This window comes from Mycobacterium sp. NPDC050441 (genome assembly GCF_040655355.1).
Lineage (GTDB): Bacteria > Actinomycetota > Actinomycetes > Mycobacteriales > Mycobacteriaceae > Mycobacterium.
The window spans coordinates 283,854-310,374 of record NZ_JBFAJS010000008.1 but is presented as its reverse complement, the minus strand read 5'-3'; the positions used below and the strand labels follow the sequence as shown (position 1 = coordinate 310,374).

Sequence of the window (26,521 nt, the reverse complement as noted above, 5' to 3'; positions counted from 1 at the left end):
GTTCGCCCGCTACAGCTGCGCCCAGATTGTCTTGGTCTTGAGGTAGCCGTCGATCCCCTCATAGCCGAACTCGTGTCCCCACCCGGACTGCTTGTAGCCGCCGAAGGGCACGTTGTGGTCAAAGACCAACTGGCAGTTGAGTGTTACCGTGCCGGCCTGCAGTCGCTTACCCAGATTGTGGGCGCGCGCGAGGTTGGAGGTCCAGGCGGTGGCGGCCAGGCCGTAGGTGGTGTCGTTGGCCAGCGCCACGGCCTCGTCGTCATCGTCGAACGGCAGGATGGTGACCACCGGCCCGAAGATCTCTTCCTTGTAGAGCCGGCTGGTGGCCGGGTCGACATTGGTCAGCACGGTCGGCTTCACGAAGTAACCCTTGCGGTCGAGTCGGTATCCGCCGGTGACGATTTCGACGCCGTCGCGCTTTCCCTCGTCGATGTAGCCCATCACGCGCTCGAGTTGCTTGGCGCTGATCAAGGGGCTGATCATGGCCCCCTCATCCTTGGGGCCGCCTAGCTGCAGATTGTCGGCGATCATGGCGATGCCCTCGACCACGCGCTCATACACGCTGCGCTCCACGAAGATTCGTGACCCGCACACGCACCCCTGTCCGGAATGTACGAAGATGCCCATTGCGGCCATCATGATCGCCATGTCCAGGTCGGCGTCGGCGTAGATCAGCACCGGCGACTTACCGCCGAGTTCGAGCATGACCTTCTTGAGGTTGCCCGCCGCGGCGCCCACGATGGCCTTCCCGACCTCGGTGGAACCGGTGAAGGCCACCTTCTCGACGTCGGGGTGGGCGGTGATCGCGGCGCCCGCGGTGGCGCCGTATCCGGTGAGGAAGTTGGTGACCCCCTCGGGTACACCGGCCTCGTGGATCAACCGCTCCAGCAGGATCGCCGAAAGTGGTGTTTCCTCAGCGGGTTTCACGATGCTGCTGCAGCCGGCCGCCAGCGCGGGCGCCACCTTGGCCGACGCGTTGAACAGTGGGCCGTTCCAGGGGAAGATCAGGCCCACCACGCCGTAGGGCTCTTTGACGGTGTAGGCGTGCATGTTGGCGTACGTGCTGTTGACGCCGCCTTCCATCTGCACCTGGTAGGCGGTGCCGTTGAGCTTGGTACACCAGCCCGCGTAGTACCGGAAGAACTCCGCGCAGGTCGAGACGATCATCTCGGCCTGCATCGGGGGCATGCCGGCATCCAGCGACTCCAGTTCGGCGAACGCCGATGCGTGCTCGTCCATGAGATCGGCGATCTTCCACATGATCTTGGCGCGTTGGCGGGCCGGCATGTCGGTCCACACGCCGGACTGATAAGTCGCCTTCGCCCGCGCGACCGCTTCGTTCACCGCTTCCGGGCCGCAATCACGGAACTCGGTGATCTGCTCCTCGGTCGCCGGATCGATGACCGGAATGACCTCGCCCGTACCGGGCCGGTTGCGGATGTCGTCCAGAACTGTCTGCAGCGCCATGCGGTTCCCTTCGTCGTCACAAATGCTGAGCATCTGCTTAGCATTCGAAGGGGAGGCGGTCAAGACCGCACCTGCGGTTCAACTGCCGCAATCTCTCTGTATTTGCGGTTGTTGGTGGCCGGTGGTGTCGATACGCTGACGCGGTGCCAGACATCCGGGTCCGCGACGCCGCCGAACTGCTCGGGGTCAGTGATGACACCGTTCGACGCTGGATCGACGACGGATCCCTACCGGCCCATCTCGACGGCTCCGGCCGCAAGGTGATCGACGGGGCGGCATTGGCGGCGTTCGCGCGGGCCAACGCCGCTGCGGCGCCGAAGGATCCGCTCGGCATCGGAAGCTCGGCGCGCAACCGATTCACCGGGCTGGTCACCAACGTCATCGTCGACGAGGTGATGGCGCAGGTCGAGATGCAGTGCGGGCCGTTCACCGTGGTGTCGCTGATGAGCAGCCAGTCGGTGCGCGATCTCGGCCTGGCCCCCGGCAGCATCGCCGTCGCCGTGGTCAAGGCCACGACCGTCATCGTGGAAACCCCGAAAGGAAAGTCATGACCCGAGCCCGGATGTTCGCCCTGGCACTGACCGCGGTCGCAGCGACCGCCCTGATCGGCGGCTGCAATTCGGACAAGGAGTCCGCCCCCGCGTCTCCCCCCGGCGCTGCCGCAGGCGGCTCCATCACCGTGTTCGCCGCCGCGTCGCTGAAATCGGCGTTCACCGAGATCGGCGAGCAGTTCAAGACCGACAACCCGGGCGCCTCGGTCGAGTTCTCGTTCGCGGGATCCTCGGATCTGGTCACCCAGCTCACCCAGGGTGCCGGTGCCGACGTATTCGCCTCCGCCGATACCCGGAACATGGACAAGGCGGTGGCCGCCGACCTCGTCGAGGGTGCCCCCGCCAACTTCGCCACCAATACCCTGACCATTGCCGTCGCCCCGGGAAACCCCAAGGGCATCAAGTTTTTCGCCGATCTGGCCAAACCCGGAACCAGCGTCGTGGTGTGCGCCCCGCCGGTGCCGTGCGGCGGCGCCACCGAAAAGGTCGAGAAGGCCACCGGGGTCACGCTGTCCCCGGTGAGTGAGGAAACCTCGGTCACCGACGTGCTCGGTAAGGTGACCAGCGGGCAGGCCGACGCGGGCCTGGTCTACGTCACCGACGCTGCCGGAGCCGGGGACAAGGTCAGCAGCGTGGCATTCCCCGAGGCAGCGCAGGCAGTCAACACCTACCCGATCGCCGTGCTCAAACAGTCCAAGCAGGCCGACCTGGCGCACCGTTTCGTCGACCTGGTCAAGGGTGAGGCCGGCCAAAAGGCGCTCGCCAAGGCTGGATTCGCCAAGCCCTGACCGAGCCCGCGGCGGCGCCGTAGCCTTGGGAGCGTGGCCGATCTGACCGAGATCAGGGCCGACGACCTGGCGGCGCTGGAATTCTTCGCCGGATGCCGGCCGTCTGTACTGGCGCCGTTGACCGCCCTGCTGCGGCCGCTGTCGGTCGCGCCGGGGCAGGTGCTGATCCGGCAGGGTGATCCGGCTCTGACGTTCATGCTGATCGCCTCCGGGCGCACCCAGGTGGTCCATGACGGGCCCGACGGTCAGGCCGTCGTCGCCGATCTGGAGCCGGGTCTGATCATCGGTGAGATCGCGCTGCTGCGCGATGCGTCGCGCACGGCCACGGTCACGGCTCTCGAATCGGTCACTGGCTGGGTCGGTGACCGCGACGCGTTCGAGGTCATCCTGCACCTGCCGGGAATGTTCGACCGCCTGGTGCGCATCGCCCGCCAGCGGTTGGCCGGGTTCATCACGCCCATCCCGGTGCAGGTCCGCAGCGGTGACTGGTTCTATCTGCGGCCGGTGCTGCCCGGCGATGTCGAGCGCACCATGAACGGGCCGGTGGAGTTCTCCAGTGAAACCCTCTACCGGCGTTTCCAATCCGTGCGTAAGCCGACGAAGGCCCTGTTGGAGTATCTCTTCGAGGTTGACTACGCCGATCATTTCGTCTGGGTGATGACCGAGGGTGCGGTGGGCCCCGTCGTCGCCGACGCCCGCGTGGTCCGCGAGGGCCACGATGCCACGACAGCCGAGGTGGCATTCACCGTCGGCGACGACTATCAGGGCCGCGGTATCGGAACCTTTCTGATGGATGCCCTGGTGGTATCCGCGGATTACCTTGGAATTCAACGTTTTACCGCACGGGTGTTGAGTGACAATTACGCGATGCGGCGCATCCTGGACCGGCTCGGTGCGGTATGGGAGCGTGAGGATCTGGGTGTGGTGCTCACTGACGTCCCGGTGCCTCCCGTCGACACGCTCAGCCTGGAACCTGAACTGGCGGCGAAGATCAAGGACGCGACCCGGCAGGTGATCAGGGCGGTGAGCCAGTGAGCCAGACCCTCCTGACGGCCGGTGGCCGGAGGCCACCATTGAATAAAGACACGACCGTGTGCATCTCCCTGGCGGCGCGGCCCAGCAACATCGGCACCCGGTTCCACAACTACCTGTACGACGAACTCGGCCTGGATTTCCTCTACAAGGCTTTCACCACAACCGATATCGCCGCGGCGATCGGTGGCGTGCGGGCCTTGGGCATTCGAGGTTGTTCGGTGTCGATGCCGTTCAAGAAGGCCGTCATGGACCTCGTCGACGAGGTCGAACCGTCAGCCCTGGCCATCGATGCGGTCAACACGATCGTCAACGACCTGTCGGTGCCAGGCGGTCGTTTGGTTGCCTCCAACACCGATTACCTTGCCGTGCAACAACTCGTCGAGCGGTTGAACCCGGACGACGCGGTGCTGATCCGGGGCAGTGGCGGCATGGCCAAGGCGGTCGGTGCGGCATTGCGGGACAAAGGGTTTCGCAGCGGCACGGTCGTAGCGCGCAACGCCGACACCGGACGTGCGCTGGCCGAGACGCTCGGCTACGGCTATGCGCCCGAGGTCGGCGCACTGACGGCACCCATCCTGGTCAACGTCACCCCGATCGGGATGGCCGACGGACCCGACGGGCATCGCAGTGCATTCGAACCGGCCACCATCGCGGCAGCCGGCGCTGTCGTCGACGTCGTGGCGATGCCGGCCGAAACCCCGTTGATCATCGCGGCCCGGGCGGCCGGCGTGCCGGTCATCACCGGCGCCGAGGTGATCGCGCTGCAGGCCGCCGAACAGTTCGAGCGTTACACGGGAGTGCGGCCGACGCCGCAGCAGGTGGCCGCGGCGTCAGCCTTCTCCCGGCAGGTGTCTACGGTGTGATGACCGTCTGGTCGTCGATCGCCGAGGTGGCATCCATCAGCGGACCCATCTGATCCTCGGTGCCATCTGCGTTGAACTGCAACACAAACAGCCCGTCGGACCCGGGGATCACCACGGTCTTCTGGGCGATCAGCCGGGTGGCGCCATCCTTCACGTAGGTCGCACCGATCTGGTACGCATCGAATCCGCTCAGCTGTCCCGCGGAGCCGTCGCCCTGGTTCTGGTAGCCCGGCAGGTTCCTGATCTCGTTCGGTGCGTACTCCAAGATCTTGGCGGGGTCGACGTCGCCGGTCAGCTTGGACATCAGCGCGATGATCGACGGCGGATCTGCTTCGAACGCCGGATCGGTGGATACGATTGCGGCCCAGGCCCATTCGGGAGCCGACGAGGTCGCATCCGTCCAGCCGTCGGGAATCGGCAGGTCCAATGTTGGTGTGCCCGGATCGCCCCGGTGCACCGGGGTTTCGGTGATGTTGTTGTCGCGGATGTAGTCCACGATCGTGTACTTGTGCCCGGCCGTGGGCGTGTCGTTGGCCTTTGTCGTGGTCGGTTCGCTGCTGGCGCTGGCCCCGGTCGCCTCGGTGGCGGTACCGGATATCGTCTTGTCGCCGCAGCCGGCCAGGGTGACCCCGAGTGCGACGGCAGCGATGGCGATTCCGCCGGCCCTCATTGAGGTGGTCATCGGTCTCCAATCGGTTGGACGCCCCCGGCGAGGCGCAACTGATCTGCACGATAAACGCTTTCCTGGGCATTAGCTGGCAGAAGCCGCAGTCCTGGGACGCCATATTTTGCACAGTGAAACGTCCGGTGTTGTCGCCGGGCGGTCGGGCTCAGCAATTGGCGGACAGATACACCGTCTGCCGCAGAATCTGCGCCGGCCGTACCGATGAGACGGTGCACCGATCGAGTGCGGCCGTACCGGCCCGGTAGATGATGACGTCGAAACCCTGGCGTTCCAGTTCGTCGGCAGTGTCCTGCGCGGACCCGACCCCTGACGGAGCGGCCTGGGTCGGGGCGGGAAAACCCAGGGCCAGGGCCGACAGCGCGCCGCCGGCCAACACAGCTCCAGTCAATCCGTACACCTGTTCTGCCCCTTGTCTTTGTGGACGCTCTGTTGGTGTGAACCAGCCCTGCCACGATTAAATTCCGCTGTATCGCAACACTTGTCGTGCTTGCGGCCATGAAAAACAAGTTGACAAAGAGCGCCGCGACCGTCCTCGACAGCAAACCCGGGCTGTGGTATCAACACGCCGTGCGCCTTTTCGACGTCGCGACGGTTCTCCTGGTGTGCACCCTGGCCTGCGGGGTGGCATGCGGGCCGCGGCCGGCACCGGAACCGACGCCGGCGTCGTCAGGGCCTGAGACCACCGGCAGTGCGACCACGGTGAATCCGGCCCGCATCGACCGGGTGCGCGAGGACCTGCCGCCCGGCTACGAGGTGGTGGCCATCGACCCGCGTGCGACCCCGGTGTCGCTGTGGGGATTCGGGCCGGACTGGACGGCCGACCCGGCGGAGTGCGCCACGGCGGCCGCCCCCGGAACCGAACCGGGGCGGGGTTGGTCGGCCTCGGGTCCGGGCGGCATCGTGTACGCGGCGGTCGCGAAGGTGAAAGCGGAGGCGGGCGTGCCCGAACCGGGTCCCGACGCGCCGTGCGAACAGTGGAGGGTGTCGGGTGGGCACTCCACCGGGACCGTGACGAGGGCGGCGGCTCCGGTGGTCGAGGGCGCGGTGACCGCGGGGATGTCCACAGCCGTCACCACGGTCGTCGAAGGCGGCACCGAAACCAGATCTCACGCCGACACATTCACCGCCGATCTGCATTCTGAGGACGCCGACTACCACCTGTTCATCACCGTCGTCACCGATCCCGGCTCACCCAATCCCGCGCTCGACCCCGCGTTCACCTCCGATCTCCTGGTGAAATCGGTTTCGGCGTTGCGTGGCTGAGTCGGTCGTCCCGGGTATGTCGACGGGCCCAGGTATGTTGACTTGCGATGTCGAACCGCAACGTCTTACTCGCCGCCGCGGGCGTCCTTGCCTGCGCCACCGGATTGGTCGCCTGCGGTCAATCGGACCAGTCGACGTCCGCCGACGCGGACATCGCCAACATCGCCAAGGTGCGCTCCGGCTTCGGGCCGGAGTTCAAGGTCACCGACGTCCCCCCGGCCGGGATCGACCCGAAAAAGCTGGCGCCGCACAAAATGCCGCCCGGGGTGAAGGTCGAACCCGCCGATTGCGCGAAGTTCGCCGAGGGGCAGTCCCTGCCGGAGGGGCTGAAAGGCAACATGGCCGCCATCACGGCCGAAGGTGCGGGTAACCGGTTCATCGTGCTGGCCGTGGAGACCTCTGAGCCGGTCCCGCTGAACGACCCGGGCGACGCGTGCAAGCAGGTGAAGTTCCTGGGCCCCGGCATGCGCGGGCAGGTGGATGTGGTCGAGGCGCCGCAGATCGACGGGGCCAGGACGATCGGCACCCATCGCATCGTGCAGACCGTCATGGGCGGCCAGCCGCGTACCGGAGAGTTGTACAACTACGTCGCCAGTTTCGACACGTTCATGGTGATCGTCACGGCCAACCCGCTGGTGGCGCCGGACAAGCCCGTGTCGCCGGTGGACGACAAGCGGGCCCGCGACCTGCTCGGCAGTGCGGTCGCCGCGGTACGGGGCTAGTTCGGCGCCTCAGCGCACGTCGTGCGGGCGGAACTGGATGCTGATGCGCGGCCCGACCAGGCTGGTGGTCTTCGGTATCGAATGCTCCCAGGTGCGTTGACACGAGCCGCCCATGACCAGCAGGTCGCCGTGGCGGTGCTGTAGCCGCAGCGCGTGACCGCCGCCGCGTGGGCGCAGCGCGAAAACCCTTGTGGCGCCGAGGCCGATGATGGCCACCATGGTGTCCTGGGTGCGGCTGCGGCCGATGGTGTCGCCGTGCCAGGCGACGCTGTCGTTGCCGTCGCGGTACAGACACAGGCCCGCGGTGGTGAACGGTTCGCCGAGCTCACCGCCGAAGGTGTCGTTGAGCTTGCGGCGGATCTGCTTGAGCCGGGGGTGTGGCACCGGGTCGTTGATGAGGTGGTGGAAGCTGACCAGCCGGGGCACCGCCACCACGCGGTCATACATCTCGCGCTCCTCGGATCGCCACGGAATCCCGTCCATCAACTCCTCGAACAGCGAGTCGGCATCGGGCAACCAGCCCGAGCGCAGTTCCACCCAGGCGTCGTTGCCGAGCCGCCGACGTTCAGCGTGCTCGAACAGTGAGCCTTGCAACGCCAGCTCCATGCGCGCGAGTGTATCGCACAGACGTTCGACTGCGTTAGAGGCGGGAGGCTCCCGGACCACGTTCGGCGAGGACGTCGCCGGGGTTGGTCAGCATGCACGTCTTGAGGCTCAGGCAGCCGCAGCCGATGCAGCCGGTCAGGTTGTCGCGCAACCGTTGTAGATGCAGGATGCGGTCATCGAGGTCCTGGCGCCAACCGGCCGACAGCTTGGCCCAGTCCTTGCTGCTCGGAACCCGGTCGGCGGGCAGGCCGGCCAGTGCCTCGCGGATGCGGGCCAGCGGAATGCCCAAGCGTTGCGACATCCGGATGAAGGCCACGCGGCGCAGCGTCTCGCGGGCATAGCGCCGCTGGTTGCCAGAGGTGCGGCGACTGGCGATCAGGCCCTCGCGCTCATAGAAGTGCAGGGCGGACACCGCCACGCCACTGCGCAGCGACATCTCGCCGGGAGTTAGCTCGTGCGTCTCCATACACCTCAACCATAGTTGAGTTAACGTCATGGGGTGGAGACTGCCGGGTTCGGTTCCAACTCTGAGGTCGGCACGCTGCGCGCCGTGATCCTGCACCGGCCGGGCCCGGAGCTGCAGCGACTGACGCCGCGCAACAACGACGCCCTGCTGTTCGACGGCCTGCCCTGGGTGGCCAAGGCGCAACGTGAGCACGACGCCTTCGCTCAGGTGCTGCGTTCCCGCGGCGTCGAGGTGTTGCTCCTGGCCGATCTGCTGACCGAGGCGCTGGACAGCGGTGCGGCGCGTATGCACGGCATCTCCGCTGCCGTCGACGCGCGACGGTTGGGTGTGCCACTGGCCCAGGAACTTTCGTCCCATCTGCGTACCCTGCCGCCGACCGACCTGGCGCACATCCTGATGGCCGGTATGACCTTCAACGAGGTGCCCTTTCACGGCGCCGAACTGTCCCTCGTGCGTCTCATGCATCACGGCGGCGATTTCGTGATCGAGCCGCTGCCCAATCTTCTGTTCACCCGGGATTCGTCGTTCTGGATCGGCCCGCGGGTGGCCATCACCTCGCTTGCCCTGCCGGCCCGGGTGCGTGAGACCTCGCTGACCGACCTGATCTACGCGCACCATCCGCGGTTCCTCGGGGTCCGGCGGGCGTACGAATCGCGATCGGCGCCCGTCGAGGGCGGCGACGTGCTGCTGCTGGGACCCGGTGTGGTGGCGGTGGGAGTGGGGGAGCGGACCACGCCGGCCGGTGCCGAAGCGTTGGCGCGCAGCCTGTTCGACGACAACCTGGCCCACACTGTGCTCGCGGTGCCGATCCGGCAGGAGCGCGCCCAGATGCACCTGGACACCGTGTGCACGATGGTCGACGTCGACGCGGTGGTGATGTACCCCAACATCGTGGACTCGTTGTCGGCGTTCACCATTCACCGCACCGAGGCCGGGATCCGGATCGATGACGAAGTGCCTTTCGTGCAGGCGGCCGCCGATGCGATGGGGATCGAGCAGCTACGGGTGATCGACACCGGGCTCGACCCGGTGACCGCCGAACGCGAGCAATGGGACGATGGCAACAACACCCTGGCTTTGGAGCCGGGGGTGGTGGTGGCCTACGAGCGCAACGCCGAAACCAATGCACGGCTGGTGGATTCGGGAATCGAGGTGCTGCCGATCGAGGCTTCGGAGCTGGGCACGGGCCGCGGTGGGCCCCGCTGCATGTCGTGCCCGGCGGCGCGGGACCTGCTCTAGAGTTCATTGGCGGCGGTTTGACGCCATCCTTTCGTCGAGATTGCGTCCAGGGCTGTGGTCGGTGCGTTTTCACGACCCTGCGCGCAATTTCAACGCGTTGCGCACGCGATGCAGGATGAATGCCTTGCGGTGTTCGGCCACCACGTGAATGTCGATCCATCCCTGCCGTTCGATCAGCTCGTTTCGACCGATGTCGTGGACATACCGCGGACGGTCGGTGGCATGGTGTTTGCCGTCGTAGTCGAGGCCCACCATGGCGTCGTCATAACCCATGTCCAGGAATGCCTCGCTGAAACCGTCGGTCACCCGGATCTGAGTGCGGGGCCGCGGCAGGCCGTCGTCGATGAGGACGAGCCGAAGCCAGGATTCTCTTGGCGATTGCGCTCCGGAGTCCATGAGGTCGAGCGCGATCTCTGCTCGGCGCAGGCCCCGGGCCCGTGGGTGGCGATCGGCAAGCAGCAGCGCATCGGCCGCCTTGACATCCGTGGCGCGGGCAAGTGAGTCGAGATTCGGAACGGCCAAGTCCCGGTGCAGATGGCGTGCCAGATCCAATGCCGTCCGAGCCGGCGCCGTCACCGGTAGACCGGCTACGACCGCGATCTCGTCGGAGTCGATTCGCTCGTTGCGGACGACGATGCCATCGGGCGGGCGACCGTTACGCCAGATCATCTCGACCGGCACGGTGTCGGGAACCCACAAAGCGCCGTGCAGCGCGGCAGCGGCTCGACCGGCGATCACGCCGTTGCGGCCTGACCACAGCCAGGCTCCAATGACTCTGTGCCGCAGCGCCAATGGTGCCGATTTCGGGACATAGACATCGGGAAAAATCGACTCGTAGCTCCACCGCAACTTGCTACGCGTCAATGCGCCACGCCTGAGCATCTCACTGCCGATGAAGACTTCGCGCATGCCGTGATGCTGGGACGTTGGACCGACAAATCCAGCCGTCATTCGTGAAATTGCACTCAGGGCTGTGGATAACTCGAATTCACGACCTTCAGCGCAATTTCAACGTGCCGCTCGGCGCAAACCGCGCTACCGCCAGGAAGGCAACCAGATCTCCAGATTCCAGGTCGACTGTGAAATCGGAATGCCCGTCAGGACCGGGTACAGCCAGGCGAAGTTCGCGATCACCAACGCCACGTAGAAGCACACCACCAGCAGCCCCAACGTTCGACGCTCGGGGTTCTGCTTGGGCTGATACAGGATGTCGCCGAGGATCAGCGCGATCGCCAATATCAGGAACGGCGCCATCACCGTGGCGTAGAAGAAGTACATCTGCCGGTCGATGTCGAGGAACCAGGGCAGGAAACCGGCCGAGTACCCGACCAGAACCACGCCGTAGCGCCAGTCCCGTCGCACCACGGCCCGCCACAGGGCCCACCCGAGCACCGGCACTGCGATGAACCACATCGCCGGAGTGCCCACCAGCATCACGGCTTTCACGCAGGACTGCGTGCCGCAGCCGGCCACATCGTGGTTGTCGATCGCGTAGAGCACCGGCCGCAACGACATCGGCCAGGTCCAGGGCTTGGATTCCCAGGGGTGGTGGTTGCCGTCGGCGTTGGTCAGCCCGGCGTGGAAATGGTAGGCGGCATAGGTGTAATGCCAGAGCGAGCGCAGCGCGTCGGGCAGCGGGATGATGCTGTTCTCGCCGATGGACTGGCCGGCCTCGTACCGGTTGATGCCGGTCTCGGAGGCGAACCACGGCCCGTAGGACGCCAGGTACACCGCGATCGGGATCAGCCCGAACACGTACGCGGCCGGCCCTAGGTCGCGGCGCAGCATGCCCCGCCACGGCGCCTGCACGTGGTACTGCTTGCGCGCGATCGCGTCGAGCACGAGCGTCATGACGCCGAAGAACGCCACGAAGTACAGGCCGGACCACTTCGTCGCGCAGGCCAGACCGAGCAGCACGGCTGCACCGAACCGCCACCACCGCACACCCAGCCGCGGACCCCAGGGAGTCTCGGCGATCCGGCCCTCCATGAACGCGTTGTGCATGCGATGACGCACGTCGTCGCGGTCCACCATCAGGCAGGCGAATGCCGCCACCACGAACACCACCAGGAACACGTCCAGCAGCGCCGTGCGGGCCGAGACGAAGCTGACCCCGTCGGCGATCAGCAGGAGCCCGGCGATACCGCCCACGAGGGTGGAGCGGCTGATCCGGCGCGCGATCCGCACCACCAGCAGCACGATCACCACACCGCACAGCGCCCCGGAGAACCGCCAGCCCAGCCCGTTGTAGCCGAACAGCGCCTCGCCGATCGAGATCAGCTGCTTGCCGACGGGCGGGTGCACCACGAGCCCGTAGCCCGGGTTGTCCTCGATCCCGTGGTTGTGGAGCATCTGCCAGGCCTGCGGCGCGTAGTGCTTCTCGTCGAAGACCGGGGTGCCGGCATCCGTCGGCGAGCCAAGATTCAGGAACCGGCTTATCGCGGCCAGGCCGGTGATGACTGCCGTCATCAACCAGCCCTGCAGCCGGTCCGTCGGGCCGAAATCCGGGGCCGGAATCAGCGGCGCGGGGCTGATCAGAGGGGCCGAGCGACCAGCCGTCGGCGTTTCGGTGGCGGTGGCGGTCACGCAAGCGATCGTAGGCTGTCGGTCGTGACACCCGGCAAACTACTGATCGGCGCCACGCCGCTGGGTCGGCCCGACGACGCGTCAACACGACTGGTTGAGGCGTTGACGACGGCGGACATCGTGGCGGCCGAAGACACCCGGCGCGTGCGTGCGCTGGCCCAGTCGCTGGGCGTGCAACCGTCCGGCCGGATCCTGAGCTTCTTCGACCAGAACGAGGCGAGCCGCGTGCCCGGTCTGGTCTCCGAGATCGCGGCGGGAGCGACGGTACTCGTGGTCAGCGACGCCGGCATGCCGCTGATCAACGATCCCGGCTACCGCCTGGTGGCGGCCTGCGCCGAGGCGGATCTGCCGGTCACCTGCCTACCGGGCCCCTCGGCGGTGACGACGGCGCTGGCGGTGTCCGGGCTGGCCTCGGACCGGTTCTGCTTCGAGGGGTTCGCGCCGCGCAAACACGGGGCCCGGCTGGCCTGGCTGCAGACCCTGGCCGCCGAACCGCGCACCAGCGTGTTCTTCGAATCCCCGCGCCGGTTGCCCGAGACCCTGCGCGACGCGGTCGAGGTGCTGGGCCCGTCGCGTCGGGCCGTGGTGTGCCGGGAGCTGACCAAGACCCACGAGGAGGTCCGCCGCGGCAGCCTGGCCGAGCTTGCGGAGTGGGCTGCCGACGGCGTGCTGGGGGAGATCACCGTGGTGCTGGCCGGGGGCACCCCGACCGTCGAACTGCCCGCCCTGGTTGCCGAGGTCGAGGAGCTCGTCGCCGATGGGGCTCGCGTCAAGGATGCCTGCGCCCAGGTGATCGCCGCGAACCCTGGGGCACCGTCCCGGCGGGAGCTCTACGACGCCGTGCTGCGCGCCCGGGACTGAACGATCGATGCTGCCTTGTGCAGGCATTCATCCCATTCCGCGTCGACGTCGGAATCTGCGGTGATGCCGCCGCCTACACCGAGGACCGCCGAACCGTCGGCACCGAACTCCACGGTGCGGATCGCGACGTTGAGCTCGCAGCCCGCCACGGGTGACGCCAAACCGACTGTCCCGCAATATACTCCGCGCCGCGCGGGCTCCCACTGCTGTAGCAGCCGGCGGGCTCGCAGTTTGGGGGTGCCGGTGACCGAGGCCGGCGGGAAGGTGGCGTCCAGCAGGGCACTCGTCGGCAGGTGCGCGGGAACTTCGGCGGTGACGGTCGAGACCAGGTGCCATACCCCGGGCGCCGGATGTATCGCGAGCAGCTCGGGCACCGTCACGCTGCCCGTGGTCGCCACCCGTCCCAGGTCGTTGCGGACCAGATCGACGATCATGACGTTCTCGGCGACATCCTTGACCGAGGCCAGCAGATCCGCTGGATCGGCCGAGCGCGGCAGCGTGCCCTTGATCGGGCTGGAGGCCACCGCGGTACCGGCCCGGCGCAGGAACAACTCCGGTGACAGGGAGGCCACCGCGCCCCAGTCCCCGGCCACATAGGCGGCTCGCGCGGGTGCGGTCCGGGCCACCGCCTCGGTGAAGAAGTCGATCGGCTCGCCGTCGAGGTGGCCGGTGAAGCGGGTGCACACGCAGGCCTGGTACACCTCGCCCGCGGCGATGGCTTCCAGGCAGGCCAGCACGCCGCGGCGGTGATCGTCGCGATCCGGTGCCGTCCAGGCGATGGCGCAGGCGTGCGGTGTTGCCGGGCGTAGGGCCGTGAGCCACGTGGGAAGTGCTGCGCCGCTGAGGCTTTCGAACCACCAGATGTCCTCGGAGTCCTGGCGCAGCACGCAGTCCGACCAGCCGCCGGCGGCCACCGGGATGCGCGGCGGGGTGCCGTCGGCTCCTGGATCCGGGTAGGAGAGGTAGCCGAACCACCCGCCCCCGACAGTGCCGGCCGGCCCCGAAGCGTCTTGTGCCACCTCGAATGCGGCCTCCGGGGCAACGGGGGTGACCGCCACCGACGGTGCGATCACCGCGCGTGAGGAGAACCAGTCACCGATCAGCGCGGCGGGGGGCGCCAGACCCGCGGCCCGGGCAGCCGCGGCGATGCCACACAGCACCGCCGGGGCATCGCCCAGCGCGCCGAGCCGCTCGATCCGCATGCCACCAGCGTGGCAGAACGTCAGCGGCTGATCACCCGCGGGATGTCGATGCCGGCGAGCTTGTCCGGATTGCGCATCGCGTAGAAGTGGGTGATCTTGCCGTCGATGACCTCCACGGTGATCACGCCTTCGAAATTGTCTTCGAGGTACAGCTTGAACGCAGGGGCGTTGTTGTACGTCGTGGGCTCGAACCGGCCGCCCTTCACGGTGAACCGCATGAGGCCCATCACCAGCTTGGCCACCGATTGTGCCCCGGACACCGGCCGGCGTGCGGCGCTGCGCTTGCCGTCGCTGTCGGCCGTCCACACCACATCCGGCGCGAGCAGTTCCAGTAATACGTTCATGTCGCCGGTGGCCGCCGCGGTGAAGAACCGCTGCGTCACCTCCGTAGACATCTGCTGGTCGACGGGATCGAACCGCTTGCGTCGCGATTGCACATGGTTGCGAGCGCGGTGCGCCATCTGACGTACCGCGCTCGCGGATTTGTCGATCGCCGTGGCGATCTCGTCGTGGCTGAATCCGAACACCTCGCGCAACACGAACACTGCGCGCTCGTCCGGGGTCAGTGTCTCGAGCACCACCAGCATGGCCATCGAAACCGACTCGGCCAGCACCACATCCGCTGAGGGGTCGCCGGCCTCTCCGAAACCGCCGGCCGTCAACAGCAGCGGTTCGGGCAGCCACGGGCCCACGTAATCCTCGCGGCGCCGCGACTGGGCGCGGAGGGCATTGAGCGCTTGGCGGGTGACGAGCTGGGCCAGGAACGCCTTGGTATCGCGGACCGTGTCCAGATCCACCTCGGCCCAGCGCAGGTAACTCTCCTGCAAGACGTCATCGGATTCCGTTGCCGTCCCGAGGATCTCGTAGGCAATGGTGAACAACAACGGCCTCAGCAGGGTGAACCGTTCGGCGTGTTCGTTCGAGTTACCTGCGCCAGGGGTGTTCATCGGACCAGTGTCTCCTGCTGTGCCTCGGCCAGCTGGCGCGCCCGGTTGCCACCCTTGAACCAGAAGTACGAGCCCGGCTTCACGCCCTCCTTGCGCAGGAACGTCAGCGTCGCCCGGCAGACCTGCTCCTTGAAGAAGGCGCCGGACCGGCCACCGATGAACACCCGGCGCGGGCTGTCGTCCGAGTGGCACAGCTGCACCGTCCCGGCGTTGCGGCCGACGCTCACGCACTGCCCGGCGAAGGCCTGGTTGATCACCTCGGGCTCGGCGCCCGCGATGCGGGCCAGCACGGTGTTGGCCGCCTGGACACCCAACGGGCCTGCCGACTGGCAGCTCATCCGCAGCGGAACCCCCGACGGTGAGGCCGCGTCGCCGGCCGCCACGATGTGCACGTCGTCGACGCTGGTCAGGGTTTCGTCGGTGAGCAACCGGCCCAGCTCGTCGGTCCGCAGGCGGCTCGCGGCGGCCAGGCCAGGGACCCCGAACCCGGTGGTCCACACCGTCACCGCGCTGGGCAGGCGGTTGCCGTCGGCCAGCGTGATGGCATCGGCTTCGACCCCGGTCACCAGGATCTCGGGTCCGTCGATGATCGAGACGCCGAGCTTGGTCAGCGCCTTGACGATCGAGCGACGGGCGCGGGCACCCACCGAGGCGCCGACCACATCGGTGACGAGCGTGACCTTGCGGCCCGCCTCGGCGAGCTCGCTGGCCGCCTCGATGCCGGTCAGCCCGCCGCCGACCACGACCACCGGTGCGGACAGCGGCACGTCCTGCAGCCGGGCGCGCAGGCGCCGGGCCTGCTCCAATTCCGAAAGCGGATAAGCGAATTCCGCGGCGCCGGGCACCGAGGCGGGCACCCCGCCGGTGCTGCCGACGGCGTAGACCAGATAGTCGTAGTCGAGCACCTCGCCGGACGTCAGCTGTACCTGACGGATGTCGGCGTCGATGTACTCGGCGCCGTCGACCAGCAGCCGCACCCCGTCGCCCAACAGCGTGTCGTAGGCCGCGGTGGCGTCGTGGTTGCCGGCCGCCAGCTGGTGCAGGCGGATCCGTTCGACGAACTCGGGCCGCGGATTGACCAGCGTGACAGCCACTCCCGGTGTGCCCTGCAGTCGGTTGGCCGCCAGCACTCCGGCGTAACCACCGCCGATCACGACCACTCGGGTGTTCTGCGCAGTTCTTTCGGTCATGGGAGCGTCTCCTGTTCTCAAAGGCTTGTGCCCTCAAGACACCGCGCAACGCGGGTTTGTGACAGGACTCCGGGTGATGTGACCTACATCACCCGGAGGTGTCGCTAGACCAGGCCCAGGGCCAGCATCGCGTCGGCGACCCGGATGAAGCCGGCGATGTTGGCGCCGGCCACGTAGTTGCCCGGCTGGCCGTACTCGTCGGCCGTGGTCAGGCACCGGTCGTGGATGCGCCGCATGATCTCGGCCAGCCGCGCCTCGGTGTCGTTGAAATTCCACGAGTCCCGCGAGGCGTTCTGCTGCATCTCCAGCGCGCTGGTGGCCACACCGCCGGCGTTGGCGGCCTTGCCCGGGGCGAAGCGCACCCCGGCCTCCTCGAAGTACTTCACCGCGTCAGGCGTACACGGCATGTTGGCGCCCTCGGCCACGATCTGGCAGCCGGATTTGATCAGCATGGTCGCGTCTTCGCCGGACACCTCGTTCTGGGTGGCGCAGGGCAGCGCGATGTCGCACGGCACTTCCCAGACGCTGCGGCCGGTCACCACATGTGCGGCGCCGCCACGGGCCTCGGCGTAGTCCTCGATGCGGCCCCGGCGCAGTTCCTTGACCTCCTTGAGCAGGTCGAGGTCGATGCCCTTGTCGTCGCGCACGTAGCCACCGGAGTCCGAGCAGGCCACCACGGTGCCGCCCAGCGCGTGCACTTTTTCGATCGCGTAGATCGCCACGTTGCCCGAACCGGACACGATCACCTGCTTGCCCTCGAAGGACTGCCCGGTGGAGCGCAGGATCTCGTCGACGAAGAACACCGTGCCGTAGCCGGTGGCCTCGGTGCGGACCTGTGACCCGCCCCAGGTCAGGCCCTTGCCGGTGAGCACGCCGGACTCGTAGCGGTTGGTGATCCGCTTGTACTGGCCGAACAGGTAACCGATTTCACGCATGCCGACGCCGATGTCGCCGGCCGGAACATCGGTGTACTCGCCGATGTGGCGGTACAGCTCGGTCATGAAGGACTGACAGAACCGCATCACCTCGGCGTCCGAGCGGCCCTTGGGATCGAAGTCCGATCCGCCCTTGCCGCCACCGATCGGCAGGCCGGTGAGCGAGTTCTTGAAGATCTGCTCGAACCCGAGGAACTTCACGATGCCGAGGTAGACGGACGGGTGGAACCGCAGCCCGCCCTTGAACGGTCCGAGCGCCGAGTTGAATTCGACGCGGAAGCCGCGGTTGATCTGCGCGGTGCCGGAATCGTCGAGCCAGGGCACCCGGAAGATGATCTGCCGCTCGGGCTCACACAGCCGGCGGATGATGGCCCCGTCGGCGTAGTCGGGGTGCTTGGCCACCACTGGCCCGAGGCTGGTCAGCACCTCGTAGACGGCTTGGTGGAATTCCTTCTCGCCGGCGTTGCGCTGCGCAACTTCCTCGTAGATCGCCTGCAGTCTCTCGTGTAGTACAGCCATCTCAGTCCATCTGGTAACGGGGGAAAACCCCTGTGGGCGCGGGCAATTCGGTGCCTGGCTTGAGCCGGGTCCCGATGGAGTCGAAGTCGCGTGCGTCGGTCGACTGGCCCAGCAGGTCGAGCAGCTTGGCCATCGAGTCCGGCATCACCGGCTGCGTCAACAGCGCCGCGATCCGCACTACCTCGAGCGTCGTGTAGAGCACCGTACCGAACCGTTGTTGGTCGGCAGGCGCTTCGGACTTTCGCAGCACCCACGGCTCCTGGGCGGAGAAGTAGCGGTTCGCCGCGCCGAGTACCGACCAGATCGATTCAAGTGCGAGATGCATCGCAGGCACATCGTAGTGCGCGCGTACCTGGTCGAGCAGGCCGTCGGCCGCTTTCAGCATCGCGGTGTCGTCGTCGTTGAACGATCCCGGATCGGGCACCACGCCGTCGAGGTTCTTGGCCACCATCGACAGTGAGCGCTGCGCCAGGTTGCCCAGCTCGTTGGCCAGGTCGGCGTTGATCCGCCCGATGATGGCTTCCTCGCTGTAGCTGCCGTCCTGGCCGAAGGACACCTCACGCAGGAAGAAGTAGCGCAGCTGGTCGAGGCCGAAGGTGTCGACGAGCGCGATCGGGTCGACTACGTTGCCGACCGACTTGCTCATCTTCTCGCCCTTGACGTTGATGAAGCCGTGCGCGAAGACCCGCTCGGGCAGCGCGATCCCGGCCGACATCAGGAACGCCGGCCAGTACACGCTGTGGAACCGGATGATGTCCTTGCCGATCATGTGCAGGTTCGTAGGCCAGTACTTTTGGAAGGTCTGCGACGCCTCGTCCGGAAATCCCACTCCGGTCAGGTAGTTGGTCAGCGCGTCCACCCACACGTACATCACGTGATCGGGGTGGTCGGGGACCGGCACACCCCAGTCGAACGTGGTCCGCGAGATGGACAGATCCTTCAAGCCGCCCGAGACGAAGCTGACGATCTCGTTGCGGCGCACGTCGGGGCCGATGAACTCGGGGTGGGCCTGGTAGTGCGCCAGCAGCCGCTCGGCGTAGGACGACAACCGGAAGAAGTAGGTCTGCTCCTCGGTCCAGGTGACCGGCGTGCCCGTCTCGATCGCGGTGCGGGTGCCGTCGGGGCCCTCGGTGGTCTCGTCCTCGGCGAAGAACCGCTCGTCGCGGATCGAGTACCAACCGGAGTAGGTGCCCAGATAGATGTCCCCGGCCTCGTTCATGCGCCGCCAGATCTCCTTGGACGCCTCATAGTGGTCGGCGTCGGAGGTGCGGATGAACCGGTCGAAGGAGATGTTGAGTTTCTCCTGCAGCCGCTGGAACACATCTGAGTTGCGGTCGGCCAGCTCGGCCGCCGAGATGCCCTCGGCGGCGGCCGTCTCGGCCATCTTCTGGCCGTGCACATCGGTGCCGGTCAGGTAGCGCACGTCGAAGCCGTCGAGGCGCTTGAACCGGGCGATCGCATCGGTGGCGATGTACTCGTAGGCGTGCCCGATGTGCGGCGCACCGTTGGGATACGCGATGGCCGTAGTTATGTAGAAAGGCTCACTCATTTGGTCCCACCTTATTGTGTTGCGGTGGGTTCCAAACGCTCAGCCAGGGAGAAGCCGCCGGCACCGGAGCCGTTGGCTCCGCTGGTGGATGCACACACGCACCTCGACGCCTGCGGCGCGCAGACCGCTGAGGATGTCCGCGCGATCATGGATCGCGCGGCCGCCGTCGGCGTGGGCCAGGCGGTCACCATCGCCGACGACCTGGACTCGGCACGCTGGGTGATCACGGCCGTCGAAGCCGATCAGCGGGTCTACGGGGCGGTGGCGTTGCATCCCACCCGGGCCAATGCGCTCACCGACGCGGCCAGGGGCGAGTTGGAGCGGCTGGCGGTCCATCCCCGCGTGGTGGCGGTGGGGGAGACCGGGATGGACCTGTACTGGCCGGGCCGGTTGGACGGCTGCGCGACGCCGGCCGAGCAGCGCGAGGGCTTCGCGTGGCACATCGACCTGGCCAAGCGCACGGGCAAACCGTTGATGATCCACAACCGGGACGCCGACGCCGAAGTGCTCGACGTGCTGCGCGCGGAAGGGGCGCCCGAGACAGTGATCTTCCACTGTTTTTCGTCGGGACCGGAGATGGCTCACACTTGCGTCGAGGCCGGCTGGGTGCTGAGCCTTTCCGGCACAGTCAGCTTCCGCAATGCCACTGAGCTGCGGGAAGCCGCCCGGTTGATCCCGCCCGGTCAGCTGCTGGTCGAGACCGACGCGCCGTTTCTGACCCCGCATCCGTTCCGCGGAGCGCCGAACGAGCCGTACTGCCTGCCATACACTGTGCGGGCACTCGCAGAGTTGCTGGACCGGCCCGCCCAGGAGGTCGCGTCCGAGACCGCAGCCACTGCGGCGCGGGTGTACGGACTTAACGGGAGTTGCCCGCTGTAGGCCTTTTCGTTACCGTCTTGTGATCAAAGCTCAACCGCCGGCGGTGAACTGTGCCGTCCGAACCGGGGAGAAAAGCGAAAACGTGGACGCGCTCAACAAAATTCATGAATCCCGATCTCCGCTGCTGCGCGGCGTGGTGGGGGCCCTGCTGGTCACGCTGACTGCGGCCGGGGGCTACGCCGTCGGATCGCACAAGACCGTCACGCTGAGCGTCGACGGCGCGCCGATGACCGTGACGACGATGAAGTCGCGGGTGATCGATGTGGTCGAGGAGAACGGTTTCTCGGTCGGCGATCGCGATGATCTTTACCCCTCGGCCGACGAGTCCGTGCACCAGGCCGACACCATCGTTCTGCGCCGCAGCCGGCCCCTGGAGTTGTCGTTGGACGGCAATGACAGCAAGCAGGTGTGGACCACCGCCTCGACCGTGGACGAGGCCCTGGCGCAGCTGAAGATGACCGACAAGGCGCCGGCCGCTGCCTCCCGCGGCAGCAGGGTTCCGCTGGGCGGCATGGCGCTGCCCGTGGTGAGTGCCAAGACCGTCCGGATCGAGGACGGCGGCGCGGTGCAGACGGTGCATCTGGCCGCCCCGAACGTGGCCGGTCTGCTGGCCGCGGCGGGCAACCCGCTTGAGCAGAACGACACGGTCGTTCCGGCCGCATCGACCCCGGTCACCGAGGGTATGCAGGTTCAGGTGACCCGCATGCGCATCGAGAAGGTCACCGAGCGGGTGGCGCTGGAGCCGGGCCATCAGCGCATCGAAGACGCCTCCATGAACATGAGCCGCCAGGTCGTCGAGGAGCCCGGCGCCCCGGGTACCCAGGACGTGACCTACGCGGTGGCCAAGGTGAACGGTGTGGAGACCGGCAGGCTGCCAGTAGCCAATGTCGTGATCAACCCGGCGCGCGACGGCGTGCTGCGGGTCGGAGCAAAGCCGGGCACCGAAGTTCCGCCGGTTACCAACGGTGGTGCCTGGGACGCACTTTCGCAGTGCGAAGCGGGAGGTAACTGGGCGATTAACACAGGTAACGGATTTTTTGGTGGCGTCCAATTCGACCAGAACACCTGGGAGCGACAGGGTGGTCTGCGGTATGCTCCGAGAGCCGATCTGGCGACTAGAGAAGAGCAGATTGCGATTGCTACGGTGACGCAGGCCCGGCAGGGTTGGGGAGCTTGGCCAGTGTGTAGTGGGAGGATTGGGGCGCGCTGACTATTCGACTGCTCGGGCGGACCGAGATACGACGCTTGGCGAAAGAAATCGACTTTCGACCACGCAAGGCCTTTGGCCAGAACTTCGTTCATGATGCCAACACCGTTCGGCGCATCGTGTCGGCCTCCGGGATTCACCGGAACGACCATGTGCTCGAAGTCGGACCCGGTCTCGGGTCGCTGACACTGCCCCTGTTGGACCGCGGTGCCAGGGGGACCGCAGTGGAGATCGACCCGGTGCTGGCCAAGCAATTGCCGGCCACCGTCGCCGATCATTCCCACAGCGAGATCAACCGGCTCACGGTGATCAACCAGGACATCCTGACGCTGATGCCGTCTGATCTGACCGATCAGCCGACCGCGCTCGTGGCGAACCTGCCGTACAACGTGGCGGTGCCCGCACTGCTGCACCTGTTGGCCGAGTTCCCGTCGATCCGGACGGTGATGGTCATGGTGCAGGCCGAGGTGGCCGAGCGCCTGGCGGCCGAACCCGGTGGCAAGGACTACGGCGTGCCCAGTGCCAAGGCGCGTTTCTACGGAAATGTGCGCAGGCACGGCATGGTGTCGCCCACGGTGTTCTGGCCGATCCCGCGGGTGTACTCCGGGCTGGTCCGCATCGACCGGCACGAGACATCGCCGTGGCCGACGGACGCCGAATTCCGCAATGAGGTGTTCAAGCTCATCGACATCGGGTTCGCGCAGCGGCGCAAGACCTCTCGTAACGCGTTCGCGGACTGGGCGGGTTCGGGCAACGAGTCGGCCGAGCGGCTGCTGGCCGCCAGCATCGACCCGTCGCGCCGTGGCGAGACGCTCGGCATCGCCGACTTCGTCCGGCTCCTGCAGCGGGCCAAGGAAGCCGAGGGTGAGGCTGCGGCCGAAGTCGAGGCTGCGGCCGAAGTCGAGGCGGCACAGCAGGCCTAGGGTTTGTCCCCGATGTGAAGAAGATCGCGAGATTGTTCGATAATCTCGCGGTCTTTTTCACGTTGGGAGCGTGAGCGTCTGGGTGATCAGGCCGACGAACTCCGAACATGAGTCGTGTCGCCGGTCCGGGTCCTTCGCCATCGCCCTGGCGATGATCGAGTCCGCCGAAGGTGGAATCCAACTGCACCGCTGCGATATTCGTGGCGGTCGGCTGTACAGCTGGTGATCGATCAGGGCTATCGCGGTATCGGCGGAGAACGGCGGCGATCCGGTCAGCAGCTCAACCATCGTGCAGGCCAGTGCGTACTGGTCCGTCGCCGCCAGCGGGGTCCGGCCGCTGAGTAGCTCGGGTGCCGAATAGGGCAGTGACGCTTGGATATCCGGGTGTGGTCGGGTTGCCTGGCGGGTGATGCGCCGGGCCGGGTCGAGGCTCATCCGGGCATGCCGGTCCTGGGAAAGCTTGGCGGCCACGTCCGCGGCCATCGAGTGGGCCACCCCGAAGTCGATCAGCACCGCTCTCGAAAATGGTTGATCGACAAGGATATTGGCGGGTTTGACGTCGCAGTGCACGATGCCGAGACGGTGGGCGTGATCGAGTGCCCCGGAGATCTGGGTCAGTGCGGTGAGCCGCTCGGGGATGCCGGGCAGGTTGTTCACCGTGCCGCCATCGAGGAACTCCATCGCCAGCCAGCCCGGGCCCGCCGCGTACACCGTGACGATGTTCGGATGGGTGAGCTGACGGGCGAAGTCGAACTCGCGTTGCAGCCGGGCCAGCTGTGCGGGTCGGCGGTGCTGATCATCGAGAATCTTGAGCGCGACGATGGCCCCGTCGGGGTCGCTTGCCTGATACACGACGGCTGAGCCGCCGTTCCCCACGACTTTCGTCGTGGTGTATCCCGCTATTTCCACCTCGGGTGAGGTCACCGTCTCAGCCTAAGTTCACCGACAACCGAGGGTGGGCGGCGATAGTGTCGTGGCCGTGTCAGCTTCCGACGGCAGAACCGCGTCCGAATGGGTCCCCACCGGTTCGGTGACCGTGCGCGTCCCCGGCAAGGTGAACCTGTACCTGGCCGTCGGTGATGTGCGCGATGACGGCTACCACGACCTCACCACGGTGTTCCATGCCGTGTCGTTGCTGGACGAGGTGACGGTGCGCAATGCCGACATGCTGTCGCTGACGGTCGAGGGTGAGGGCGTGGAGTCGGTGCCCACCGACGAGCGCAATCTGGCCTGGCGCGCCGCCGAACTGCTGGCCGAGCATGTGGGCCGGTCGCCGGACGTGGCGATCAGCCTCGACAAGTCGATCCCGGTGGCCGGTGGCATGGCCGGGGGTAGCGCCGACGCGGCGGCAGTGCTGGTGGCCATGAACACGCTGTGGGAGCTCGGGGTGCCCAGGCGCGATCTGCACGCGTTGGCGGCTCGGCTGGGCAGTGACGTCCCGTTCGCGCTGCACGGCGGTACCGCGCTGGGTACCGGCCGCGGTGAGGAGCTGGCCACGGTGCTGGCCCGCAACACCTTCCACTGGGTGCTCGCGTTCGCGCACAAGGGCCTGTCCACCCCGAAGGTGTTCGGCGAGCTGGATCGGCTGCGCGCGGACACCTCGACGGGAAGCCCGCCGCGGGCCGAGGAGCCCGAGCCCGTACTGGCCGCGCTGGCTTCCGGTGATCCGGCCGAACTGGCCGGGCTGCTGGCCAATGACCTGCAGCCGGCCGCGCTGAGCCTGTACCCGGATCTGCGCCGGACGTTGCGTGCCGGCGTGGAGGCCGGCGCCCTGGCCGGCATCGTGTCCGGTTCGGGCCCGACGTGTGCGTTCCTGTGCTCGTCGTCGACGTCTGCGGTGGACGTGGGTGCCGAACTGGCCGGGGCGGGCGTGTGCCGGACGGTGCGGGTGGCCAGCGGTCCCGTCAGCGGTGCCCGGGTTGTTCCGGAGCCGTCGACGTCGGCCTGACGGGCGGGTCTGGCGGTCGGGCTGCTCCGCCCGTCGTCCGCTGTTTTCGACGCCAGGGCTGCGAACTTTGCGCCTGAACAACCCCTGAGTGGAAATCCGCGCAGTCCGAACCGACGCCGGCCTGAGAATGTGACGCAGACCTCAATTAACGCGAGGGTTTGGCAGTTACTTAAGGGTCTCTTAAGATGAGCGACGGTGAATGCTAGCGATCTTGCATCGGATGCGACTTGTGCGCCCGCCGTCCACGACGGTGGGTGGTCGCCCAGACGTACACCCGGTTCTGGGGCATCACCTTTTCGAGACATAACTGCTCCCCAATCGTGTGCGCGCGCCTACCCAAAAGCGGTGCGCAGCGGGCGGAGCATGGATAACCGGGCAACTGCACCTGGCGCACTGTCGCCGGTGCCGGGGCCGCGGAAGCCAAGGAGGTCGTCGTGAGCAGATTCACCGAGAAGATGTTCCGCAATGCTCGTGAGAGCAAGCGCGGCATGGTGACCGGTGAGCCGCATGAGCCGGTTCGCCACACCTGGGGTGAGGTTCACGAGCGGGCCCGGCGCATCGCGGGCGGTCTGGCCGCCGCGGGTATCGGTCACGGCGACGCCGTCGGCGTGCTGGCCGGCTTCCCCGTCGAGATCGCGCCGACCGCGCAGGGCGTGTGGATGCGCGGCGCGAGCCTGACGATGCTTCACCAGCCGACGCCGCGCACCGATCTGGCGGTGTGGGCCGAGGACACCATGAACGTGATCGGCATGATCGAGGCGGACGCCGTCATCGTCTCCGAGCCGTTCCTGGTCGCCATCCCGGTGCTGGAGGAAAAGGGCATCAAGGTGGTCCAGGTCTCCGACCTGCTGGCCGCCGACCCGATCGACCCGGTGGAAACCGGTGAGGACGATCTGGCACTGATGCAGCTGACGTCCGGCTCGACCGGGTCGCCCAAGGCCGTGCAGATCACCCACCGCAATATCCACTCCAACGCCGAGGCGATGTTCATCGGTGCGCAGTACGACGTCGACAAGGACGTCATGGTCAGCTGGCTGCCCTGCTTCCATGACATGGGCATGGTCGGCTTCCTGACCATCCCGATGTATTTCGGCGCCGAGCTCGTCAAGGTCACGCCGATGGACTTCCTGCGCGACACGCTGCTGTGGGCCAAGCTCATCGACAAGTACAAGGGCACCATGACCGCGGCGCCCAACTTCGCCTACGCGCTGTTCGCCAAGCGGTTGCGCCGCCAGGCCAAGCCCGGCGATTTCGACCTGTCCACGCTGCGGTTCGCGCTCTCGGGTGCCGAGCCCGTGGAGCCGGCCGACGTCGAGGACCTGCTCGACGCGGGCAAGCCGTTCGGGCTGCCGTCGTCGGCGATCCTGCCGGCCTACGGCATGGCGGAGACCTGCCTGGCGGTGTCGTTCTCCCCGTGCAACGCCGGCCTGGTGGTCGACGAGGTCGACGCGGACCTGCTGGCCGCGCTGCGCCAGGCCGTGCCCGCCACCAAGGGAAACACCCGCCGGCTGGCCTCACTCGGCCCGCTGCTGAAGGACCTTGAGGCCCGCGTCGTCGACGAGCACGGCGACGTCATGCTGGCCCGCGGCGTCGGCGTCATCGAGCTCCGCGGCGAATCGCTGACCCCCGGCTACCTCACCATGGGCGGCTTCCTGCCGGCCCAGGACGAGCACGGCTGGTACGACACCGGCGACCTCGGTTACATCACCGAAGAGGGCAACGTCATCGTGTGCGGTCGCGTCAAGGACGTGATCATCATGGCCGGGCGCAACATCTACCCGACCGACATCGAGCGTGCCGCCGGTCGCGTCGAGGGCGTGCGCCCCGGCTGCGCCGTGGCAGTGCGCCTGGATGCCGGGCACTCACGTGAGACCTTCGCCGTCGCCGTGGAGTCCAATGCCTGGCAGGATCCGGCCGAGGTGCGCCGCATCGAGCATCAGGTGGCGCACGAGGTGGTGTCCGAGGTCGACATGCGTCCGCGCAACGTCGTGGTGCTCGGGCCCGGCAGTATCCCGAAGACCCCGTCGGGCAAGCTGCGTCGCGCCAACTCGGTTTCCCTGGTCACTTAGCCTTTTGCACCGCGAGCGTGC

At 67.2% G+C, this 26,521-nt stretch carries 26 protein-coding genes; 13 read left to right on the top strand and 13 right to left on the bottom strand.

The window, feature by feature from the left end; all coding sequences use genetic code 11:
* Nucleotides 1–9: 9 nt before the first annotated feature.
* Complete coding sequence (locus tag AB0I14_RS24740; RefSeq protein WP_358027216.1) at nt 10–1,467, bottom strand: aldehyde dehydrogenase family protein; 1,458 nt, start codon at nt 1,465–1,467, stop codon at nt 10–12.
* Nucleotides 1,468–1,610: 143 nt separating this feature from the next.
* Here AB0I14_RS24740 and AB0I14_RS24735 point away from each other — a divergent pair, with 143 nt between their 5' ends.
* From AB0I14_RS24735 to AB0I14_RS24720, 4 genes are read left to right on the top strand one after another with little or no spacing between them, the layout of a single operon-like run.
* Complete coding sequence (locus tag AB0I14_RS24735) at nt 1,611–2,018, top strand: helix-turn-helix domain-containing protein (RefSeq protein WP_358027214.1); 408 nt, start codon at nt 1,611–1,613, stop codon at nt 2,016–2,018.
* Nucleotides 2,015–2,806 (top strand): molybdate ABC transporter substrate-binding protein, encoded by a 792-nt coding sequence (gene modA, locus AB0I14_RS24730; RefSeq protein WP_358027211.1) that lies wholly within the window; start codon nt 2,015–2,017, stop codon nt 2,804–2,806. Before AB0I14_RS24735 ends, modA begins: the two co-directional genes overlap by 4 nt.
* 33 nt (nt 2,807–2,839) lie before the next feature.
* Complete coding sequence (locus AB0I14_RS24725; RefSeq protein WP_358027208.1) at nt 2,840–3,841, top strand: GNAT family N-acetyltransferase; 1,002 nt, start codon at nt 2,840–2,842, stop codon at nt 3,839–3,841.
* Between the two features lie 11 nt (nt 3,842–3,852).
* On the top strand, nt 3,853–4,704 hold the full coding sequence (locus AB0I14_RS24720) for a shikimate 5-dehydrogenase (RefSeq protein ID WP_358027322.1): 852 nt from the start codon (nt 3,853–3,855) through the stop codon (nt 4,702–4,704).
* Here AB0I14_RS24720 and AB0I14_RS24715 read toward each other — a convergent pair.
* Nucleotides 4,694–5,386 carry an LpqN/LpqT family lipoprotein gene (locus AB0I14_RS24715; RefSeq protein ID WP_358027205.1) on the bottom strand — a complete coding sequence of 231 codons (693 nt, stop codon included), beginning with the start codon at nt 5,384–5,386 and terminating at the stop codon, nt 4,694–4,696. The genes AB0I14_RS24720 and AB0I14_RS24715 overlap by 11 nt on opposite strands.
* Before the next feature lie 148 nt (nt 5,387–5,534).
* Nucleotides 5,535–5,786, bottom strand: coding sequence for a hypothetical protein (locus tag AB0I14_RS24710; protein ID WP_358027203.1), 252 nt, complete (start codon nt 5,784–5,786; stop codon nt 5,535–5,537).
* 98 nt (nt 5,787–5,884) lie between these two features.
* On the opposite strand from AB0I14_RS24710, the gene AB0I14_RS24705 reads away from it, so the two are divergent.
* Both AB0I14_RS24705 and AB0I14_RS24700 read left to right on the top strand, forming a co-directional pair.
* On the top strand, nt 5,885–6,652 hold the full coding sequence (locus tag AB0I14_RS24705) for a DUF5642 family protein (protein WP_358027200.1): 768 nt from the start codon (nt 5,885–5,887) through the stop codon (nt 6,650–6,652).
* 47 nt (nt 6,653–6,699) lie between these two features.
* On the top strand, nt 6,700–7,374 hold the full coding sequence (locus AB0I14_RS24700; protein ID WP_358027198.1) for a DUF5642 family protein: 675 nt from the start codon (nt 6,700–6,702) through the stop codon (nt 7,372–7,374).
* Nucleotides 7,375–7,383: 9 nt separating this feature from the next.
* Here AB0I14_RS24700 and AB0I14_RS24695 read toward each other — a convergent pair whose 3' ends face one another.
* Together AB0I14_RS24695 and soxR are read right to left on the bottom strand one after the other, a co-directional pair.
* Nucleotides 7,384–7,980, bottom strand: coding sequence for an alpha-ketoglutarate-dependent dioxygenase AlkB (locus tag AB0I14_RS24695; RefSeq protein WP_358027195.1), 597 nt, complete (start codon nt 7,978–7,980; stop codon nt 7,384–7,386).
* Between the two features lie 34 nt (nt 7,981–8,014).
* On the bottom strand, nt 8,015–8,446 hold the full coding sequence (gene soxR, locus AB0I14_RS24690) for a redox-sensitive transcriptional activator SoxR (protein ID WP_358027192.1): 432 nt from the start codon (nt 8,444–8,446) through the stop codon (nt 8,015–8,017).
* Nucleotides 8,447–8,479: 33 nt separating this feature from the next.
* On the opposite strand from soxR, the gene arcA reads away from it, so the two are divergent.
* Nucleotides 8,480–9,685 carry an arginine deiminase gene (gene arcA / locus AB0I14_RS24685; RefSeq protein ID WP_358027189.1) on the top strand — a complete coding sequence of 402 codons (1,206 nt, stop codon included), beginning with the start codon at nt 8,480–8,482 and terminating at the stop codon, nt 9,683–9,685.
* Between the two features lie 69 nt (nt 9,686–9,754).
* Here the strand turns inward: arcA and AB0I14_RS24680 are convergent, their stop codons facing one another.
* Nucleotides 9,755–10,594, bottom strand: a complete 840-nt coding sequence (locus AB0I14_RS24680) for a hypothetical protein (protein WP_358027186.1) — start codon at nt 10,592–10,594, stop codon at nt 9,755–9,757.
* Between the two features lie 126 nt (nt 10,595–10,720).
* Entirely contained in the window at nt 10,721–12,271 is a 1,551-nt protein-coding gene (locus AB0I14_RS24675) for a phospholipid carrier-dependent glycosyltransferase (RefSeq protein ID WP_358027184.1), read from the bottom strand.
* Nucleotides 12,272–12,295: 24 nt separating this feature from the next.
* Between AB0I14_RS24675 and rsmI the strand changes: the two genes are divergently transcribed.
* On the top strand, nt 12,296–13,132 hold the full coding sequence (gene rsmI / locus AB0I14_RS24670) for a 16S rRNA (cytidine(1402)-2'-O)-methyltransferase (RefSeq protein WP_358027182.1): 837 nt from the start codon (nt 12,296–12,298) through the stop codon (nt 13,130–13,132).
* Here rsmI and AB0I14_RS24665 read toward each other — a convergent pair.
* The 5 genes from AB0I14_RS24665 to metG all read right to left on the bottom strand — a co-directional run bounded on the left by AB0I14_RS24665 (nt 13,102) and on the right by metG (nt 19,474).
* The gene (locus AB0I14_RS24665; protein WP_358027179.1) at nt 13,102–14,334 is read right to left on the bottom strand and encodes an aminodeoxychorismate synthase component I; all 1,233 of its coding nucleotides are present in this window, start codon (nt 14,332–14,334) and stop codon (nt 13,102–13,104) included. The genes rsmI and AB0I14_RS24665 overlap by 31 nt on opposite strands.
* A 20-nt stretch (nt 14,335–14,354) precedes the next feature.
* Nucleotides 14,355–15,281, bottom strand: coding sequence for an RNA polymerase sigma factor SigJ (gene sigJ / locus AB0I14_RS24660; RefSeq protein ID WP_358027176.1), 927 nt, complete (start codon nt 15,279–15,281; stop codon nt 14,355–14,357).
* Nucleotides 15,278–16,471, bottom strand: coding sequence for an FAD-dependent oxidoreductase (locus AB0I14_RS24655; protein ID WP_358027174.1), 1,194 nt, complete (start codon nt 16,469–16,471; stop codon nt 15,278–15,280). The genes sigJ and AB0I14_RS24655 overlap by 4 nt, the downstream gene beginning before the upstream one ends.
* 104 nt (nt 16,472–16,575) lie before the next feature.
* Nucleotides 16,576–17,925: an NADP-specific glutamate dehydrogenase gene (gene gdhA / locus AB0I14_RS24650; protein ID WP_358027171.1), complete on the bottom strand. Its 1,350-nt coding sequence runs from the start codon at nt 17,923–17,925 to the stop codon at nt 16,576–16,578.
* 1 nt (nt 17,926) lies between these two features.
* The gene (gene metG / locus AB0I14_RS24645) at nt 17,927–19,474 is read right to left on the bottom strand and encodes a methionine--tRNA ligase (RefSeq protein WP_358027168.1); all 1,548 of its coding nucleotides are present in this window, start codon (nt 19,472–19,474) and stop codon (nt 17,927–17,929) included.
* A 24-nt stretch (nt 19,475–19,498) separates the two neighbouring features.
* Between metG and AB0I14_RS24640 the strand changes: the two genes are divergently transcribed.
* The 3 genes from AB0I14_RS24640 (at nt 19,499) to rsmA (ending at nt 22,483) form a co-directional block, all read left to right on the top strand.
* Nucleotides 19,499–20,353, top strand: coding sequence for a TatD family hydrolase (locus AB0I14_RS24640; protein WP_358027165.1), 855 nt, complete (start codon nt 19,499–19,501; stop codon nt 20,351–20,353).
* Between the two features lie 82 nt (nt 20,354–20,435).
* Nucleotides 20,436–21,563, top strand: a complete 1,128-nt coding sequence (locus AB0I14_RS24635; RefSeq protein ID WP_358027162.1) for a transglycosylase family protein — start codon at nt 20,436–20,438, stop codon at nt 21,561–21,563.
* Nucleotides 21,560–22,483 (top strand): 16S rRNA (adenine(1518)-N(6)/adenine(1519)-N(6))-dimethyltransferase RsmA, encoded by a 924-nt coding sequence (rsmA, locus tag AB0I14_RS24630; protein WP_358027320.1) that lies wholly within the window; start codon nt 21,560–21,562, stop codon nt 22,481–22,483. Before AB0I14_RS24635 ends, rsmA begins: the two co-directional genes overlap by 4 nt.
* 57 nt (nt 22,484–22,540) lie before the next feature.
* On the opposite strand, the gene AB0I14_RS24625 is transcribed toward rsmA, so the two are convergent.
* Nucleotides 22,541–23,407, bottom strand: coding sequence for a serine/threonine-protein kinase (locus AB0I14_RS24625; protein ID WP_358027159.1), 867 nt, complete (start codon nt 23,405–23,407; stop codon nt 22,541–22,543).
* Between the two features lie 55 nt (nt 23,408–23,462).
* On the opposite strand from AB0I14_RS24625, the gene AB0I14_RS24620 reads away from it, so the two are divergent.
* Together AB0I14_RS24620 and AB0I14_RS24615 are read left to right on the top strand one after the other, a co-directional pair.
* Complete coding sequence (locus AB0I14_RS24620) at nt 23,463–24,431, top strand: 4-(cytidine 5'-diphospho)-2-C-methyl-D-erythritol kinase (RefSeq protein ID WP_358027157.1); 969 nt, start codon at nt 23,463–23,465, stop codon at nt 24,429–24,431.
* A 434-nt stretch (nt 24,432–24,865) separates the two neighbouring features.
* Nucleotides 24,866–26,500, top strand: a complete 1,635-nt coding sequence (locus tag AB0I14_RS24615; protein WP_358027154.1) for a fatty acyl-AMP ligase — start codon at nt 24,866–24,868, stop codon at nt 26,498–26,500.
* Nucleotides 26,501–26,521 lie beyond the last annotated feature (21 nt).

What these genes read in the sequence shown, in the direction of transcription:
- soxR (WP_358027192.1), bottom strand. Translation starts at nt 8,446, where the DNA reads ATGGAGACGCACGAGCTAACTCCCGGCGAGATGTCGCTGCGCAGTGGC.
- sigJ (WP_358027176.1), bottom strand. Translation starts at nt 15,281, where the DNA reads ATGAACACCCCTGGCGCAGGTAACTCGAACGAACACGCCGAACGGTTC.
- gdhA (WP_358027171.1), bottom strand. Translation starts at nt 17,925, where the DNA reads ATGGCTGTACTACACGAGAGACTGCAGGCGATCTACGAGGAAGTTGCG.
- metG (WP_358027168.1), bottom strand. Translation starts at nt 19,474, where the DNA reads ATGAGTGAGCCTTTCTACATAACTACGGCCATCGCGTATCCCAACGGT.
- AB0I14_RS24665 (WP_358027179.1), bottom strand. Translation starts at nt 14,334, where the DNA reads ATGCGGATCGAGCGGCTCGGCGCGCTGGGCGATGCCCCGGCGGTGCTG.
- AB0I14_RS24680 (WP_358027186.1), bottom strand. Translation starts at nt 10,594, where the DNA reads ATGCGCGAAGTCTTCATCGGCAGTGAGATGCTCAGGCGTGGCGCATTG.
- AB0I14_RS24740 (WP_358027216.1), bottom strand. Translation starts at nt 1,467, where the DNA reads ATGGCGCTGCAGACAGTTCTGGACGACATCCGCAACCGGCCCGGTACG.
- AB0I14_RS24715 (WP_358027205.1), bottom strand. Translation starts at nt 5,386, where the DNA reads ATGACCACCTCAATGAGGGCCGGCGGAATCGCCATCGCTGCCGTCGCA.
- AB0I14_RS24700 (WP_358027198.1), top strand. Translation starts at nt 6,700, where the DNA reads ATGTCGAACCGCAACGTCTTACTCGCCGCCGCGGGCGTCCTTGCCTGC.
- modA (WP_358027211.1), top strand. Translation starts at nt 2,015, where the DNA reads ATGACCCGAGCCCGGATGTTCGCCCTGGCACTGACCGCGGTCGCAGCG.
- AB0I14_RS24695 (WP_358027195.1), bottom strand. Translation starts at nt 7,980, where the DNA reads ATGGAGCTGGCGTTGCAAGGCTCACTGTTCGAGCACGCTGAACGTCGG.
- AB0I14_RS24655 (WP_358027174.1), bottom strand. Translation starts at nt 16,471, where the DNA reads ATGACCGAAAGAACTGCGCAGAACACCCGAGTGGTCGTGATCGGCGGT.
- AB0I14_RS24705 (WP_358027200.1), top strand. Translation starts at nt 5,885, where the DNA reads ATGAAAAACAAGTTGACAAAGAGCGCCGCGACCGTCCTCGACAGCAAA.